Origin of the sequence: Pseudomonas syringae group sp. J254-4 (assembly GCF_032586855.1) — a bacterium.
Classification (GTDB): Bacteria; Pseudomonadota; Gammaproteobacteria; order Pseudomonadales; family Pseudomonadaceae; genus Aquipseudomonas; species Aquipseudomonas amygdali.
In genome coordinates this window covers 1-16,404 of the sequence record NZ_JAWHOO010000035.1, presented here as the reverse complement: position 1 = coordinate 16,404, position 16,404 = coordinate 1, and the positions used below count along the sequence as shown (strand labels likewise).

Annotated in this window: 18 protein-coding genes; 7 read left to right on the top strand and 11 right to left on the bottom strand. The window is 62.3% G+C overall.

Annotated features, from left to right (window positions below; all coding sequences use genetic code 11):
* Nucleotide 1 precedes the first annotated feature (1 nt).
* The 9 genes from ccmI to ccmA are packed head-to-tail and all read right to left on the bottom strand — an operon-like array spanning nucleotide 2 to nucleotide 6,961.
* Entirely contained in the window at nucleotides 2-1,183 is a 1,182-nt protein-coding gene (gene ccmI / locus RYB09_RS26380) for a c-type cytochrome biogenesis protein CcmI (RefSeq protein WP_316890898.1), read from the bottom strand.
* Nucleotides 1,180-1,650 (bottom strand): cytochrome c-type biogenesis protein, encoded by a 471-nt coding sequence (locus RYB09_RS26375; RefSeq protein ID WP_316890897.1) that lies wholly within the window; start codon nucleotides 1,648-1,650, stop codon nucleotides 1,180-1,182. Before RYB09_RS26375 ends, ccmI begins: the two co-directional genes overlap by 4 nt.
* Nucleotides 1,647-2,183: a DsbE family thiol:disulfide interchange protein gene (locus RYB09_RS26370; RefSeq protein WP_058400921.1), complete on the bottom strand. Its 537-nt coding sequence runs from the start codon at nucleotides 2,181-2,183 to the stop codon at nucleotides 1,647-1,649. The genes RYB09_RS26375 and RYB09_RS26370 overlap by 4 nt, the downstream gene beginning before the upstream one ends.
* Nucleotides 2,180-4,153, bottom strand: a complete 1,974-nt coding sequence (locus RYB09_RS26365) for a heme lyase CcmF/NrfE family subunit (RefSeq protein WP_316890894.1) — start codon at nucleotides 4,151-4,153, stop codon at nucleotides 2,180-2,182. The genes RYB09_RS26370 and RYB09_RS26365 overlap by 4 nt, the downstream gene beginning before the upstream one ends.
* 3 nt (nucleotides 4,154-4,156) lie before the next feature.
* Complete coding sequence (ccmE, locus tag RYB09_RS26360) at nucleotides 4,157-4,624, bottom strand: cytochrome c maturation protein CcmE (RefSeq protein WP_058400919.1); 468 nt, start codon at nucleotides 4,622-4,624, stop codon at nucleotides 4,157-4,159.
* The gene (ccmD, locus tag RYB09_RS26355; protein ID WP_057401186.1) at nucleotides 4,621-4,797 is read right to left on the bottom strand and encodes a heme exporter protein CcmD; all 177 of its coding nucleotides are present in this window, start codon (nucleotides 4,795-4,797) and stop codon (nucleotides 4,621-4,623) included. Before ccmD ends, ccmE begins: the two co-directional genes overlap by 4 nt.
* Nucleotides 4,794-5,597: a heme ABC transporter permease gene (locus RYB09_RS26350; RefSeq protein WP_058409109.1), complete on the bottom strand. Its 804-nt coding sequence runs from the start codon at nucleotides 5,595-5,597 to the stop codon at nucleotides 4,794-4,796. Before RYB09_RS26350 ends, ccmD begins: the two co-directional genes overlap by 4 nt.
* 54 nt (nucleotides 5,598-5,651) lie before the next feature.
* Nucleotides 5,652-6,323: a heme exporter protein CcmB gene (ccmB, locus tag RYB09_RS26345; RefSeq protein ID WP_005780512.1), complete on the bottom strand. Its 672-nt coding sequence runs from the start codon at nucleotides 6,321-6,323 to the stop codon at nucleotides 5,652-5,654.
* Nucleotides 6,320-6,961: a cytochrome c biogenesis heme-transporting ATPase CcmA gene (gene ccmA / locus RYB09_RS26340; RefSeq protein WP_122280547.1), complete on the bottom strand. Its 642-nt coding sequence runs from the start codon at nucleotides 6,959-6,961 to the stop codon at nucleotides 6,320-6,322. Before ccmA ends, ccmB begins: the two co-directional genes overlap by 4 nt.
* A 190-nt stretch (nucleotides 6,962-7,151) precedes the next feature.
* Between ccmA and RYB09_RS26335 the strand changes: the two genes are divergently transcribed.
* Complete coding sequence (locus RYB09_RS26335) at nucleotides 7,152-8,789, top strand: flagellar hook-length control protein FliK (RefSeq protein ID WP_122280548.1); 1,638 nt, start codon at nucleotides 7,152-7,154, stop codon at nucleotides 8,787-8,789.
* Nucleotides 8,789-9,112: an EscU/YscU/HrcU family type III secretion system export apparatus switch protein gene (locus tag RYB09_RS26330; protein ID WP_122280549.1), complete on the top strand. Its 324-nt coding sequence runs from the start codon at nucleotides 8,789-8,791 to the stop codon at nucleotides 9,110-9,112. The genes RYB09_RS26335 and RYB09_RS26330 overlap by 1 nt, the downstream gene beginning before the upstream one ends.
* Before the next feature lie 21 nt (nucleotides 9,113-9,133).
* Here the strand turns inward: RYB09_RS26330 and recR are convergent, their stop codons facing one another.
* Complete coding sequence (gene recR, locus RYB09_RS26325; RefSeq protein WP_002554228.1) at nucleotides 9,134-9,736, bottom strand: recombination mediator RecR; 603 nt, start codon at nucleotides 9,734-9,736, stop codon at nucleotides 9,134-9,136.
* A 110-nt stretch (nucleotides 9,737-9,846) separates the two neighbouring features.
* Nucleotides 9,847-10,731: a LysR family transcriptional regulator gene (locus RYB09_RS26320; protein ID WP_122280550.1), complete on the bottom strand. Its 885-nt coding sequence runs from the start codon at nucleotides 10,729-10,731 to the stop codon at nucleotides 9,847-9,849.
* A 96-nt stretch (nucleotides 10,732-10,827) separates the two neighbouring features.
* Here RYB09_RS26320 and RYB09_RS26315 point away from each other — a divergent pair, with 96 nt between their 5' ends.
* The 5 genes from RYB09_RS26315 to RYB09_RS26295 all read left to right on the top strand — a co-directional run bounded on the left by RYB09_RS26315 (nucleotide 10,828) and on the right by RYB09_RS26295 (nucleotide 16,094).
* Nucleotides 10,828-11,964 carry a DSD1 family PLP-dependent enzyme gene (locus RYB09_RS26315; protein WP_316890885.1) on the top strand — a complete coding sequence of 379 codons (1,137 nt, stop codon included), beginning with the start codon at nucleotides 10,828-10,830 and terminating at the stop codon, nucleotides 11,962-11,964.
* Complete coding sequence (locus tag RYB09_RS26310; protein WP_005780501.1) at nucleotides 11,954-12,346, top strand: RidA family protein; 393 nt, start codon at nucleotides 11,954-11,956, stop codon at nucleotides 12,344-12,346. Before RYB09_RS26315 ends, RYB09_RS26310 begins: the two co-directional genes overlap by 11 nt.
* A 19-nt stretch (nucleotides 12,347-12,365) precedes the next feature.
* Complete coding sequence (locus RYB09_RS26305) at nucleotides 12,366-13,550, top strand: FAD-binding oxidoreductase (protein ID WP_316890883.1); 1,185 nt, start codon at nucleotides 12,366-12,368, stop codon at nucleotides 13,548-13,550.
* 38 nt (nucleotides 13,551-13,588) lie between these two features.
* Nucleotides 13,589-14,449: a GNAT family N-acetyltransferase gene (locus tag RYB09_RS26300; RefSeq protein ID WP_316890881.1), complete on the top strand. Its 861-nt coding sequence runs from the start codon at nucleotides 13,589-13,591 to the stop codon at nucleotides 14,447-14,449.
* A 184-nt stretch (nucleotides 14,450-14,633) separates the two neighbouring features.
* On the top strand, nucleotides 14,634-16,094 hold the full coding sequence (locus RYB09_RS26295; protein WP_316890879.1) for an aldehyde dehydrogenase family protein: 1,461 nt from the start codon (nucleotides 14,634-14,636) through the stop codon (nucleotides 16,092-16,094).
* The last annotated feature ends 310 nt before the right edge of the window (nucleotides 16,095-16,404 follow it).

Here is a 16,404-nt window from a genome sequence, read left to right as displayed (position 1 = left end):
TCTAGTTATCCGGACTGTCGATGGTCAACGCCTGCTGCGCCTGAGTATCACTGGCCAGCGGCTGACTGCGGCCGACCCACTCACCGGTGGTTGGCTGCCCTGCGCGAGACACTCGCGCAACCAGTTGGACTTGCGCAAAGTTCGACAGGTTCAGTTGCGGCATCATTGCATCGGCATCACTCAGTTCGACCTCGGCAGGCAGGTCCGCCACCGTGATGCGTTTGACCGCCAGTGGCGCGGCCGGGCCGTTGATTGCACGGGCGAAGATGAACACGCTGTCACCCGGTTGAACGTTACCCTTGAGCGAGGCAGCCAGCGCGACACGCACCTTGAGCGCCCTGGCCTTGACCGGCGCGCCCTGCCCGGCAAGGTTTTCTCTGGCGCGGGCTATGCCGCCTTCCAGCGCCGAGCGCGAAGCGTCCTGCGCGGGCAACGCCGCCAGCAGGCGGGTCCAGTAATCCACCGCTGCCTGATAACGCTGTGTTTCGAACGCGGCAATCCCCAGCAGGCCGAGGCTGGTGACTTCTTTGGGGTCGGCCTGCAGCGCTTCGTCGGTCAGCGCCTGCACCTGTGCGGTGAAGTGTTTGTCGCTGGCGAAATACAACGCCTGTGCCCACTGCCCGAGCAATTCTGGCGATCTTCCGGCCAGTGCCACCGAGCGCTCGAACATCTGCGCGGCATCACCCGGGCGGTTCTGCGCCATGTAGCTGCGCGCCAGAAAATACAGGTTTTCGGCTGAGTCCGGCTGAGCCTGCACGCTGCGCTCCAGACGCTGGGTCAGGTCGGCCAGCGAGGTTGGCGGCCGGGCGAATTCGCGGCTCAGCGCGACGCGGTCAATGGCCCCCAGTTGCAGATAGCCCGCCAGCCCCAACACCGGCACCAGCACCGCAGCCAGCAGCAGAACGGGTTTGCCCAGACGCGACGTACGGGCAGGCTCTGCGCCTTCAGTATCGGCGAGCAGCTCGCGCGCAGCTTCGGCACGAGCGCCTTGCAGTTGCGTCACCGACAACACGCCCTGCTCTTGCTGAACTTGCAACTCGCCCAGCCGTTCCTGATACAACGCCACGTTCAGGGCTGTGCGGTCTTCTTCACGTTGCGCACGATGGCCGCGCAGCACCGGTATCAGCAGAAAACCCAGCGCCACGAGCAAGAGAAGCCCGGCGGCCATCCAGAAATCGATCATGGGCGGTGGTCATCCAGCAATGCGGCGAGGCGTTGTCGCTCGTCCTCGGAAAGCACATCGGCCTGTTCGGAGTGCGCCCTGCGACGCCGCCCGACGATGAAACCGATCACCACCAGACCGCCGATCAGCAGACCGGCCGGGCCGAACCAGAGCAGCCAGGTGCGGGCGTTGAGGCTGGGTTTGTAACGAACGAAGTCACCGTAGCGATCAACCATGAAGTCGATGATCTGCTGATTGCTCTGCCCTTCACCCAGCATGCGGTAGATTTCCTTGCGCAAGTCAGCGGCAATCGGCGCGTTGGAATCGGCGATGTCCTGATTCTGGCATTTGGGGCAGCGCAGTTCCTTGGTCAGTTCGCTGTAGCGGGCACGCTCGGCGTCGTCGCGAAAGGTATAGGCATCGATGGCAGCGTGGGCGATGCCTGAGCACAGCACGCTGAGCAGGACAATCATCAGGCAGCGCTTCATGGCCGCGCCTCATCAACCAGTTGCTGATAACGCGCGGCAAGCTTTTCTCGCCACACAGCCTCGTCGATGACCCCGACATGTTTGTAACGAATAATGCCCTGACGGTCGATCAGGAAGGTCTCCGGCGCACCGTACACGCCCAGGTTCAGCCCCAGCGAGCCGGCTTCGTCGCGGATGTTCAGCTGATAAGGGTCGTGAAACTCCTTGAGCCATTTCAGCGCGTCGGTGTTGACGTCCTTGTAGTTAACGCCGTAGATCAGCACGCCCTGCTGCGCTAGCCGGGTCAGCACAGGATGCTCCACCCGACAGGCCACGCACCAGGTGCCCCAGACGTTGACCAGTGCGGGTTTGCCCAGCAGGTCGGCGCGGGTCAATACGCGGCTGCCTTGAACTTCGGGCAGCGAAAACTGCGGAAACGGCTTGCCGATCAGCGCCGACGGCAGCTCGGCGGGGTCCAGATACAAACCGCGATACAGGAACGCCGCCACGCCGAGAAACAATGCCAGCGGCAGGAGCATGACCCAGCGCTTCACAGTGCAACTCCCGACATGCCCAATGCCTCGCGCACCTTGCTTTTGACCCGCGTGCGATAACGACGGTCAAACGCCGCCAGCACACCGCCCAGACCGGTCAGCAGACCGCCGAGCCAGATCCAGCGCACAAACGGTTTGACGTGAACCCGTACGGCCCATGCGCCATTGCCCAGCGGTTCACCCAATGCTACGTAAAGATCACGGCTGAAACCGGCATCAATGCCTGCTTCGGTCATCATTGACTGCTGCACGCTGTACAGACGTTTTTCCGGGTGCAGTTCAGTGAGCTGCGCCCCGTTGCGCAGGACGCGAACGGTGCCGCGATCGGAGGTGAAGTTCGGCCCTTCATAATGCTTCGCGCCCTCGAATACAAAGACGTAACCGCCCAGCTCAGTGGACTCGCCAGGTGCCATGCGCAAATCGCGCTCGGCGCTGTTCTGGCTGGACAACACCACACCCAGCGCGCACACCACGATACCAATGTGCGCCAGTTGCATGCCCCAATAGCTGCGGGCAAGACCGCGTGCGCCGCGAAGCAGGCCCTTGTGACGGGTCTTGTCGAGCAAGTCGCGGACCCCGGCCAGCAGCACCCAGGCGGCGAGCATGAAGGTGGCCAGCACCGCCCACTGAAAATCGCCCATGAGCAGAGCGGCGATCACCGCCAGTACGGCGCTGCCGACCAGTACCGGAGCAAGCATGCCCAGCAACCATTTCAGCGGTGTGTCCTTCCAGCGCACCAGCACGCCAACCGCCATGACCACCAGCAACAGCCCCATCAACGGTACGAACAGCGCATTGAAATACGGCGGACCGACCGACATCTTGGCTCCGCTCATGGCATCGATCACCAGCGGATAAAGGGTACCCAGCAGGATCATCGACGCAGCAGTCACCAGTAACAGGTTATTGCCCAGCAACAGGGTTTCCCGCGACCACAGGCCGAAGCCGACATGGCTTTTGACCACCGGCGCACGAATCGCAAACAGGGTCAGCGAGCCGCCCACCACGACCAGCAGGAACAGCAGGATGAACACGCCGCGTGCCGGGTCCGAGGCAAAGGCGTGCACCGAGGTCAGCACCCCGGAACGCACCAGGAACGTGCCCAGCAGGCTCAGGGAAAAAGCGGCAATCGCCAGCAGCACAGTCCAGCTCTTGAACACGCCACGTTTTTCCGTGACCGCCAGCGAGTGAATCAGCGCAGTGCCCACCAGCCAGGGCATGAACGAGGCATTTTCCACCGGGTCCCAGAACCACCAGCCGCCCCAGCCCAGTTCGTAATAAGCCCACCATGAGCCAAGGCTGATCCCGATACCGAGAAAGGCCCAGGCTACCAGCGTCCATGGCCGCGACCAGCGCGCCCAGGCAGCGTCGAGTCGGCCGCCAAGCAAGGCGGCGATGGCGAAGGCAAAGGCCACGGAAAAACCGACATAGCCCATGTAGAGCATCGGCGGATGCACGATCAGGCCGATATCCTGCAACAGGGGGTTGAGATCGCGTCCGTTGGCAGGCATTTGCGGCAGAAGACGGGCGAACGGGTTGGAGGTGAGGATCAGAAACAACAGGAAGCCCAGGCTGATCATGCCCATCACGGCGAGCACACGCGCCAGCATGACCTGAGGCAATTGCCGGGAAAACACCGAAACAGCGAAGGTCCAGCCGCCGAGAATCAGCGCCCAGAGCAGCAAGGAGCCCTCATGCGCACCCCATACGGCGCTGAATTTGTAGTACCAGGGCAGCGCCGTGTTGGAATTCTGCGCCACATAGGTAACGGAAAAGTCGTCGGTCATGAACGCGTAGGTCAGGCAACCGAAGGCGAAGATCAGAAAACTGAACTGGCCCCACGCCGCCGGACGCGCCAGGCTCATCCACAGGCGGTCGCCGCGCCATGCACCAATCAGCGGAACAATGGCCTGCACCAGTGCAAAGCCGAGGGCCAGAATCATGGCCAGATGGCCGAGTTCGGGAATCATCGATCAGCCCTGTTTCGCAGGTGTGGAAGAGCCGCCCGGTGCCGCCTGGCCACTGTCGCGCAGCGCCTTGGTGACTTCGGGCGGCATGTACTTCTCGTCATGTTTGGCCAGCACCTCATCGGCGACCACCACACCCTGAGCATTGAGTTTGCCTAACGCGACAATCCCCTGCCCTTCGCGGAACAGATCGGGAAGAATGCCGCGATAGGTGATGGTCACCGACTTGTTGAAATCGGTGACCACAAAACGCACATCCAGCGAATCCGCCGAACGCTGCAATGAGCCCTTTTCCACCATGCCGCCAGCACGAATGCGCGTGCCCAGCGGGGCCTCTCCATTGGCGATCTGGCTCGGCGTATAGAACAGATTGATGTTTTCCTTCAGCGCGCTGAGCGCCAGGCTCACTGCCAGGCCGACGCCAACCAGCAGCGTCGCAATGATCAGCAGACGTTTTTTGCGCAACGGGTTCACGAGCGATTCTCCCGCTTCAGGCGCCGCGCCTGTTGTTTCAGGAACCGCTGGCGCGCCACTAGCGGCATTGCCACGTTGATCAGCAGCACCAACAGGCACAGACCGTAGGCCGACCAGACAAACAGCCCGTGGCGGCCCATGGCGAGAAAGTCGCTGAATGACGCGAAGCTCAAGACCTGTTCTCCGACGGTTCTGGCGTTTGTCCGAGGCTACGTAGAACCTCGGCCTTGGCCCACTGGGTGCGCGACTCGCGACGCAGCACTTCAAGGCGCATACGCAACAGCAATACAACACCGAAGAAGCAGTAAAAACCCAACGCTGTGAACAGCAACGGCAGCCACATTTCGGCAGGCATGGCCGGTTTTTCCGTAAGGCTGAACGTCGCGCCCTGGTGCAGGGTATTCCACCACTCGACCGAATATTTGATGATCGGGATATTCACCACGCCGACGATGGCCAGCAGTGCACAGGCCTTGGCAGCGCTGGCGCGGTTGCTGATGGCATTGCCCAGCGCGATCAGGCCGAAATACAGGAACAGCAGAATCAGCATTGAGGTCAGGCGCGCGTCCCAGACCCACCACGCGCCCCAGGTCGGTTTGCCCCAGATCGCGCCGGTCGCCAGTGCCAGCGCGGTCATCCACGCGCCAATGGGTGCAGCGCATTGCAGCGCGACATCGGCCAGTTTGATTTTCCAGACCAGCCCGACCACGCCGCACAGGGCCAGCATGACGTAGCAGGACTGGGCGAGCATGGCGGCAGGCACATGGATATAAATGATCCGGAAGCTGTTGCCCTGCTGGTAATCCGGCGGCGCAAACGCCAGCCCCCAGATGATGCCGATGCCGAGCAGCAGTGCAGCGGCCACACTCAGCCACGGCAGCAGACGTGCGCTGATGCGGTAAAACCCTTTCGGTGAGCCGAGTGTGTGCAGCCAGGCCCAACCAATGCTGCTTTTCATGGCGTTGCTTTTCATCAGGTGTATCCAGGGTGTTGACCGGCATCGAATTCTCGATCCCGGAACCTCAATTTATTCACCGACGCTGATTTTCAGGCCAGCGGCTATCGCAAAGGGGGTCAGAGTGATCGCCAGCACGCTCAGGCAGCCCAGCCACAGCAGATAGCCAGTCGCTGGCATGCCTTGCAGCGCGGCTTGCAACGCACCGCTGCCCAGAATCAATACCGGGATGTACAGCGGCAGAATCAACAACGCCAGCAACAGGCCGCCGCGCTTCAAACCCACGGTCAGCGCCGCACCCACTGCACCCAACAGATTGAGCACTGGCGTGCCCAATAGCAGCGACACCATCAACACCGGCAGGCACCGCACCGGCAGCCCCAGCATCAGCGCCAGCAAGGGCGACAACAATACCAGTGCCAGTCCGGAAAAAACCCAGTGTGCCAGCACTTTGCTCAAGACCAGAAGGGCCAGCGGGTGCGGCGAAAGGACCCACTGCTCCAGCGAGCCATCCTCGAAATCACTGCGAAACAGCCCGTCCAGCGACAGCAACACGGCCAGCAGTGCCGCGACCCAGACCAGCCCCGGTGACAAGGCTTGCAACAATTGCGTCTGCGGCCCCAGTGCCAGCGGGAACAAGGCGACCACTATCGCAAAGAACACCAGCGGGTTGGCAAGCTCTGCCGGACGCCTGGCCAGCAGGCGAAACTCACGGACGATCAGCAGGGCAAAGACGTTGCTCATGCTGCCCACTGCCCCAGATCGATATCCCGATAGCCCGCAGGCAGGCGGCTCAGGGTGTGATGAGTAGTCATGATGATCATGCCGCCCTTTTCACAGTGCCCGGCGAGATGGTTTTCCAGTTGGGCAATGCCCTGGCGATCCAGCGCGGTGAACGGTTCATCGAGCAACCAGAGTGGCGGGCCTGGCAGATACAGACGCGCCAGCGCGACGCGACGCTGCTGCCCGGCCGACAAGGTGTGACAGGGCACATCTTCGAAACCTGCCAGCCCGACCGCGTCGAGCGCATTGAAAATGGCATCGGCATCGGCCGGGTGATGAAGCGCACAGAGCCAGGAAAGATTCTCCAGCGGTGTCAGCAGGTCCTTGAGCGCCGACGCATGGCCAACCCACAACATATTGAGCCCCGGCGCTGTCGGCTGGCGGCCCGCTGGCTGGCCGTTGAGCAGCACGTGCCCGGCCGTGGGTTGCATCAGCCCGCACAACAGGCGCAGCAGGCTGGTCTTGCCACTGCCATTGGGGCCGCTGACTTGCAGCATGTCCCCCGTGCGCACCTGCAGATCAAGGTTTTCGAACAGCATCCGCCCGTCCCGCTCACACGTCAGAGCCGTCGCTTGCAAAAATGGGGGGGCTGGGATCATCGGGCGTTTCCAGTGCTGGAGCGTCGCGAAATGTACCAAAACAGACACATACGCAGTAAAAGGCGGTTCAAGTCGGAGGTGATATGGCCGTTACATGAAGAGAAGTTAATGGCGGCTGGTCCGGTTTTGGCCGGTATTATACATGCGAGTCCTGTTATCAAAGGGGCAATTTCCTCAGGTCGATATTTCAATGACAGGCGACATCACCAGCGTCCCGGCGACAATCCCTACCACAACCCTGCTGCGCGCCGGCATCTCCCCTGCGCAGGTGCTGACCCTGCTGCAATCGGCGGATAATCTGATTCCCGAAGGCGAAACCGTCGACGCCGAAGTGCTGACCCTCAAGCAGGTCAACCAGAACTTCCAGTTGCTGCTGCGGCTGGTACTCGCCAATGGCAGCCTGACCAACCTGCAGGTCACCAGCAGCGTACCGTTCACGCCCGGCAGCCTGTTGCAAGTAGCGCAAGCCTCGCCCAACGAGCTGACGCTGACGCTGCAACAGATCAACAGCGCACTGAAAAACTCGATGACCAGCATCGATACGCAACAATTGCCGGTCGGCACGCTGTTGCAGGGCAAGGTCATGACCAGCCAGGTGATCGCGCAGGCAGTCAATCAACTGGCCACGCAAAACCCGGGCGCCGCAACGCCCACCTATCGCTCCATCGTGATGCTGCTCAATACTGCGCTGGCGGGCTCCAGCCTGACCATCGAAAGCCCGCAGCCGCTGACGGTCGGCAGCCTGCTGAGCGCGCAGGTACAAGGCAACCAGGCGCTGAACTTCGTCGCCCTGCCCGGTCGCTTCGATCAACTGGCCGTGGCGCAGCAACTGGCCGCTCAGCAAAACCGCCAGGGCTCGCTGGATAACCTGATCAACGCCCTGCAAAACCTGCAGTCAGCCACTACAACCAGTGCCAGCCCTGCCAGCAACTCAGCGATCAGCGCCCCGCTGCAAGCCGCCATCAGCCAGTTGCTGGACGATCTGCCCGACATCGAGCAGATGAGCACACCGAAAGGCGTCGCCCAGGCCCTCAATGCCAGCGGCGTGTTTCTGGAAGCGAAGCTGCTTGCCGGGCTCAACCCGGCTCAGGTTCCGGACATGAAAGCCAACCTGATGCGCCTGATTGCGCAGATTCTTCCGGGGTTGCCGGACAACACCACTTACAGCGCCGCCGCTGCGTCCAATACCCTGGCGCGGGCCATGCCCAACGCGATTCGCAATGCCCTGGGCACCCTTGGGCTGGTTGCCGCACGCACTCAGCCGAGCATCTTTCCGCTGCCGTCGCGCAACGTCAGCGGTGGCGAAAAAGAGGATGACCTGGAAATTCTGCTCAAGCTGGCTGCGGCAGCTGTTTCGCGCCTGCAAAGCCACCAGTTGGGCGGTCTGGAGCAGACCCGCACCAATGCCGACGGCACGCAGGTGACCACCTGGCAACTGGAAGTGCCGATGCGTAACGCGCATGACATCGTGCCCTTGCAGGTCAAGGTGCAGCGTGAAGACAAGCCGGATCAGGAAGCTGCCGAAGACCGCGACGATGTCGAGATCAAGGAAACCCGGGAAAAGCTCTGGAAAGTCGATCTGGCATTCGACCTTGAGCCGTTGGGGCCGCTGCAGGTGCATGCGCAGTTGTTGCGCGGCACGCTGTCCAGTCAGCTATGGGCCGAGCGGCCCGACAGCGCGGCCTTGATCGAACATGAACTGGGATATTTGCGCGAGCGGCTGATTGCCTGCGGCCTGGCAGTGGGCGAACTGGCCTGCAGCCACGGCGCACCGCCCAGTGGCCCGCGCACCGCCCTTGAACAACGCTGGATTGACGAGAACGCCTGATGCCCCTACCCGACCATGTCCCGCGCCAGGCTATTGCCCTGAGCTACGACGGCCAACAGGCCCCGACGCTCAGCGCCAAGGGCGACGACCAGCTGGCCGAGGCCATTCTAGCCATTGCCCGTGAATATGAAGTGCCGATCTACGAGAACGCCGAACTGGTCAAACTGCTGGCACGCATGGAACTGGGCGACAGCATCCCCGAGCCGCTGTACCGCACGATTGCCGAAATCATCGCCTTCGCCTGGCACCTGAAAGGCAAGTTTCCGGCAGGCCAGGACCCGGATGCGCCGCCTGTAGAGCGGGATATTACCCCGCGCTACTGATAGCGCAGGAACAAGGGCGCATCACAACGCAATCGGCTTGCGCCCTGCAAACGAGTGCGCCAGAGTGCCGCCGTCGACCAGATCCAGCTCGCCACCCAGTGGTACACCGTGGGCGATGCGCGACGCGACCAGGCCTTTTTCGTGGAGCAACTGGGCGATGTAATGCGCCGTCGCTTCGCCTTCCACCGTCGGGTTGGTGGCGAGGATCACCTCAGTGAAGGTGCCCTGCTGGCTGATACGTTCCATCAGTTGCGGAATGCCGATGGCTTCCGGCCCCAGGCCGTCGAGCGGCGACAGATGGCCCTTGAGCACAAAGTAGCGACCGCGATAACCGGTCTGCTCCACCGCGTAGACATCCGTCGGCCCTTCCACCACACACAGCAGAGTGTCATCACGGCGCGGGTCGGCGCATTGCGGGCAGAGCTCCTCTTCGGTGAGGGTGCGGCATGAGCGGCAATGACCAACGCCATCCATCGCCTGCCCCAAGGCCAGCGCCAGCCGTGAGCCGCCGCTGCGGTCGCGCTCCAGCAGCTGCAACGCCATGCGCTGAGCGGTTTTCTGACCGACGCCCGGCAGCACGCGGAAGGCATCGATCAACTGGCGAATCAGGGGGCTGAAGCTCATGGAGAAAAATCCGACAAAAACACAAGACGCGGTTTATACCCGCGCGTTGCCGTGAGCGTCAATTGAGGTGTTCGATACTGCGACCAACAGCGCCTACGTGATTAATGTGATCAGCCCTTCAGCGCCGTCTCCAGAAACTCCGTCAGTGCCTGCACCCTGGCGCTGCGGTGCTTGCGCACGGGCACCAGCAGGTTGATCGGCGCGCTGGCCAGTTGCCAATCGGCCAGCACCCTCACCAGCCTGCCGCTGGCAATGGCGTCGCTGACGTCCCACTGCGAGCGCAAGACGATGCCCTGCCCCTGCTCGGCCCAGCGCCGGGCAACCGAGCCGTCGTTGCTGAGCAGCGCAGGCTCGATGCGCAGGGTCTTTTTCGCCTGGCCCTTGCTCAGGTGCCAGAGGGTCACGTCTTCATCGTTTTCGCGAATGCAGATGCAGCGATGACACGCCAGCTCGTCAGGCGTCGAAGGCACGCCGTGCTGCTCCAGATAAGCCGGGCTGGCGCACAGCCAGCGATGGTTGTGCGCCAGCGGTCTGGCGATCCACAGACTGTCATTGAGGCTGCCGATATGAATCACTGCGTCGCTGTCATGCCGATCAGGCCACGGCGTTTCGCGCAGGTCCAGGTGCAGGCACAACTGCGGATGCAGTTTGGCAAAGCGCGCCAGCAAAGGCGCAATGCGCTGGCGACCGTAACCAAACGGCGCTGCCAGACGCAGGGTGCCGACCAGTCGCTCATCGTGCTGCCTGAACGATTCCGGAAGCGCTTCAAGCTGTTCCAGCAGGTGCGCGCTTTCCTGTGCGAAACGCTCGCCATCGGCCGTCAGGCTCAGGCGTCTGGCGTCGCGATTGGCCAGGGTAATGCCCAACTGCGTCTCCAGCTTGCGCAAGCGCATCGACAGCGCGGGCGGCGAGACATTCAGGACTCTGGCCGCAGCACTGAGGGACTCGCAGCGCGATAGCGCCACGGCCAGACGCAGGTCTTCTATAGCGATCATTCAGCTCAGCTTAAGGATTGATGACAAAGCATTGAACCACAGCTTCATCACCCGTGAGTAGAGTGGCAGCCGTACCCAGTCACGCGAGCTCTGTCCATGTCTGCCCTCTTGTCTTCTCTCGATACGCCTGTCGCGTTGCTTGATGTGCCGCGTATGCAGCGCAATATCCAGCGCATGCAACACCGCATGAATGAACTGGGTGTGCGTTTGCGTCCGCACGTGAAGACCAGCAAATGCCTGCCGGTGATTCAGGCGCAGATAGCTGCAGGTGCCAGCGGCGTGACGGTCTCGACCCTGAAGGAGGCCGAACACTGCTTTGCCGAGGGCATCAACGACGTGTTCTACGCCGTCGCCATCGCACCTGGCAAACTGGACCAGGCACTCAAACTGCGGCGCAACGGTTGCCGCCTGAGCATCCTGACCGACAGCGTGGTCGCTGCCCAGGCGATTGTCGCCTTCGGCCAGCGACATGATGAGAACTTTGATGTGTGGATCGAAATCGATTGCGACGGTCATCGTTCCGGGCTGACCGTCGACGACCCTGCGCTCGTCGACGTCGCGAGAACGCTGGTCGAGGGCGGCATGCACCTGCGAGGGGTCATGACCCATGCCGGGTCCAGCTACGACCTCGACACCCCCGAAGCGCTGCAAGCCCTCGCCGAGCAGGAGCGCAGGCTTTGCGTCAGCGCCGCCGAGCGCATTCGGCAAGCGGGGCTGCCCTGCGCGGAAGTCAGCATCGGCTCGACGCCTACCGCGCTGTCGGCGCAGAGCCTGCAAGGCGTGACCGAAGTACGTGCCGGGGTCTATATATTCTTCGATCTGGTAATGCACAACATCGGCGTGTGCCGCGCGGACGAACTGGCCCTGAGTGTGCTGACTACGGTCATCGGCCATCAGCAGGACAAGGGCTGGATCATCGTTGACGCGGGCTGGATGGCCATGAGCCGGGATCGCGGTACCCAGCGCCAGCGTCAGGATTTCGGCTACGGCCAGGTGTGCAGCGAAACCGGCGAGTGGATCGACGGCGCACGGGTGACCGGTGCCAATCAGGAGCATGGCATCATCACGCTTGCCACCGGCAGCCAGGCAGACATCACTGCGCGCTTCCCCATCGGCAGCCGGCTACGCATTCTACCCAACCACGCCTGTGCTACCGGCGCGCAGTTCCCGGACTACCACGCCTGCGATGCCGAAGGCGCAATTCACACCTGGAGTCGCTTGCATGGCTGGTGATATCGAACTGATTCGCACACCCCTGGCCGCCGCGCCAGGCGGGCATTATTCCCAGGCAGTGTTGCATGAAGGCACGCTGCATGTTTCCGGGCAACTGCCGGTGCGCGCTGACGGCAGCCACAGCGTCGACGGGCCATTCGAGGTGCAGGCCGTTATTGCGCTGGACAACCTGGCTGCCATTCTTGAGGCAGCAGGATGCACGACCGATGACCTGCTGAAAGTGACCATTTACATCGCAGGCATCCAGCACTGGCCGGCCTTCGACCGCATTTATGCAGGCTATCTGGGCGACCATCGCCCGGCCCGCGCCGTGGTGCCGGTTCCAGAATTGCACCACGGCTACCTGATCGAGATCGAAGCCGTGGCGCGCACCGTACGATGAACACTGTCGGGAGCACCTCATGACCCCGCAAAAAAGCGACGTTCTGATTATCGGCGGCGGCTTCATGGGCTCGTCATCAGCGTTTTTCCTGCGCCAGCACGGGCGCTCGGTGACTCTGCTGGAGCGCGACCAGATCGGCCAATACGCCAGCGGCGTGAATTTCGGCAATGTGCGTCGTCAGGGACGCTTTCTCGGCCAACTGGAACTCGCCAATCGCTCCTGGGCGCTGTGGAAACGCCTGCCGGAACTGATCGGCGAAGACCTGGAGTTCATCCCCAGCGGGCACATGCGCGTCTGCTACCGCGAAGACGAGATCGCTGAACTGGAGGCCTATGCCGCCGCACCCGAAGCCCGCGAGCTGGATTTGCAGATTTTCTCCGGCAGGGCCCTGCACGAGCGCTTTCCGTTCCTCGGCCCGGAAGTCAAAGGCGGCTCTTATGCGCCCCACGACGGGCATGCCAACCCGCGCCTGGCCGCACCCGCCTTCGCCCGTGCAGCGATTCGGGCCGGGGCACGGATCGAAGAGCGCACTGAAGTGACTGACGTTCAGAAAGTCGGCGGTGAGTTTCATGTCACCACTGCCGATGGTCAGTTATTCGTCGCCGAACAATTGCTCATCACTGCCGGGGCCTGGGCAGCCAGGCTGGCGGAACAATTCGGTGAACCCGTCCCTCTCGAGCCGAACGGCCCGCAGATGTCGGTGACCGAACCGGTGCCCTACGCCCTGCCGACGGTGATCGGAGTGTTCACCAAAATCAAGGAAGAAGTGATCTATTTCCGCCAGATACCGCGCGGCAACATCATCATCGGCGGCGGTAATCGCAACAAACCGGACATGGTCAACCGCCGTGCCTACTTCAAGCCAGAAAGCCTGATCAACCAGATGAAGCAGATGAAACGCCTGTTACCGGGCGCAGAGAAGCTGAACATCATCCGTGTCTGGAGCGGCATCGAGAGCTATACGCCGGATTCGCTGCCGATCATGGGCCGCAGCGGCAAGGTGGACGGCCTGTTCTATGCGTTTGGCTTCTGCGGCCACGGCTTTCAGCTCGGCCCCGGCGTCGGCGATGTCATGGCCGAGCTGATCAGCACCGGCAGCACGCGCACCTTGATCAGCCCGTTCGATATTCGCCGCTTCACTGACCCGACGGCCATCGAGATGCCGTTCACCTCCAGCCTGATGAGCACAGGCAAGCTCATATGAGCCGAAACGACCCACTTCGCCCTTGCAACGGAGGCTCCATGCCCGCGACCCCAGATACCCTCTATCGATATCGCCCGGTGACTGAGGCGGACATTCCGGCGGCCCATGCCCTCTCGGTACACCTCAAATGGCCGCACCGCGAAGAAGACTGGGCCATGGTGCAACGCACCTCCGAGGGTTTTGTCGCCGAACGTGACGGCCAACTGGTGGGCGTGGCATTCACCTGCCATCAGGGCGACTGGTCATCCATCGGTTTGGTGATTGTCAGCGATGAACATCAGGGCAAAGGCATCGGCCGCCGCCTGATGCATCTGTGCCTTGACGCAACCGCACCGCGTACACCGATCCTCAATGCCACGGAACTGGGCGCGCCGCTGTACCGGAGCCTTGGCTTTGTCGATTTTGCGCAGATCCAGCAGCATCAGGGCATTGCTGACCTGTCAGGGCTGGCGACGCCGAGCGTTGGTCTGCCGATTCGCACGCTGGGTCCGGCCGACCATGCCGAACTGATCAGGCTGGCCAACGCAGGCAGCGGTCTGGATCGCACTGTCGTGCTGAATGACCTGTTGTCGCGCGATGCAGAACAGGCGGTGGGCATCGACCATGAAGGGCGCCTGACAGGCATGGCCCTGCTGCGCCGTTTCGGCCGCGGGCATATCATCGGCCCGCTGGTGGCCGGTGATGCAGAGCAGGCCCGGCAATTGATTGCCCACCTGCTGCAACAGATACCCGGCATGTTCGTGCGCTTCGACATTCTGGCTGATTGCGGCTTGGCACCGTGGCTCGAAAGCCTTGGCCTGCCGTGTGTCGACAGGGCTCCGCGCATGGTGCTCGGAACGCCACCGCCATCAAGCAAGGACGTGCAGCAGTTTGCGCTGGTGACCCAGGCCATAGGCTGAAATCGGCGCGGATAAAGCCCCGGAACAGGTCCGCAATGTTAACGGGTTGCATACAGCAGATTATTCTTTGCAGCCCGGCAGATCGGCGCTTTTTATCCAGACCGCTTTGTTAGCTTATAGGCATATAACGGCCTGATATCAAACGGCCTGACCTCGCCCATTATCGCTCCAGGGAGCTCGCTGGATGACCTCACAGTCCTTGAACAGCCATCGCGTTGATCCAGACACCGCGCAGAAATTCTATATCGATGGTCGCTGGTCGGCGCCGCTCAACCCGGCCAGTATTGCGGTGATCAACCCGGCAACCGAAGAAGTGGTGGCGCACGTTGCCAGTGGCTCGGCCGCCGACGTCGACCGCGCGGTTGCAGCGGCGCGGGCAGCCTTTGCGGGCTGGTCCGGCACCTCGGCGCACGCCCGGGCCGAGATAATCGGGCGCATCCACGAGCTTATCCTCGAGCGCAAGGAACAGCTGGCGCAGGCCATCTCGCTGGAAATGGGTGCAGCTATCAATTCTGCGCGGGCGATGCAGGTGCCACTTGCCGCGGAGCACGTTCGTGTTGCGCGTGACCTGCTGGCGACCTATCGCTTCCAGAGCGTCGAAAGCGGCACCGCGATTGAACGCGAACCCATCGGTGTGTGCGGGCTGATCACGCCGTGGAACTGGCCGCTGTATCAAATTACGGCAAAAGTCGCCCCGGCGATTGCCGCCGGCTGCACAGTGGTGCTCAAACCCAGCGAACTGTCGCCGCTAAGCGCCTTGCTGTTCGCGCAACTGGTTCACGATGCGGGCCTGCCGCCTGGGGTATTCAACCTGGTCAATGGCAGCGGCTCTGAAGTGGGCGGCGCGATGGCGGCGCACCCTGACATCGACATGATCTCGATCACCGGTTCCAACCGTGCAGGCGCGCTGGTTGCACAGGCTGCCGCACCGACCGTGAAACGGGTGACTCAGGAACTGGGCGGTAAATCACCGAACATTCTGCTGCCCGACGCCGACTTCGCCAAAGCCGTGCCGCCCGGCGTAATGGCCGCGTTCCGCAATGTTGGCCAGTCGTGCAGTGCGCCGACCCGCATGATCGTGCCCAGAAGCCGACTGGCAGAAGTCGAAGCGCTGGCTGCCGAAACGGCTGCGGCAATCATTGTGGGAGATCCGCAGCGGGAGGAAACGGTGCTGGGCCCGATCGCCAACGAGGCACAGTTTCACCGCGTACAGGCGATGATCGATGCCGGGCTGAGTGAAGGCGCGAAGCTGGTCTGCGGCGGGCCAGGCCGTGTGCAAGGCCATGAGCGAGGCTTCTACACGCGGCCAACGGTATTTTCCGAAGTGGACTCGTCCATGCGTATCGCCCGGGAAGAAATATTTGGTCCGGTGCTGTGCCTGATTGCCTACGACACGATTGATGAGGCCGTGGCGATTGCCAACGACACCGTTTACGGTCTGGGCGCGCATGTACAGGGGCAGGACCTTGAGCAGGCGCGCTCGGTGGCTTCGCGCATTCGTGCCGGACAAGTGCATCTGAACTACCCCGCCTGGAACCCGATGGCCCCGTTCGGCGGCTACAAGCGCTCGGGCAATGGTCGCGAGTATGGCGTGCATGGCTTTGAAGAGTATCTGGAGACCAAGGCTATTGTGGGGTTTGGTTGAGTGGCGCTGGTGCTGAAAGTCCGGAAAATGGGGCTCAGACTACGATGAGGATCGTTCCAACGCTCCGCGTAAGCATGCAGTTCGTGACGCTCTGCGTCACACGGCGATTCTGTGGCGTCAGGTGGATTGGCGTTCGGCCCAGATTCTCGTTCCTCACTCCGCGAGGTAATGCCTTTCGTGACGCTCTGCGTCACACAGCGGTTCTGTGGCGTCAGCTGGATTGGCGTTAGGCCCAGATTCTCGTTCCCACGCTCCGCGTGGTAATGCCTTTCGTGACGCTCTGCGTCACACAGTTCTGCGATTCAGTGAG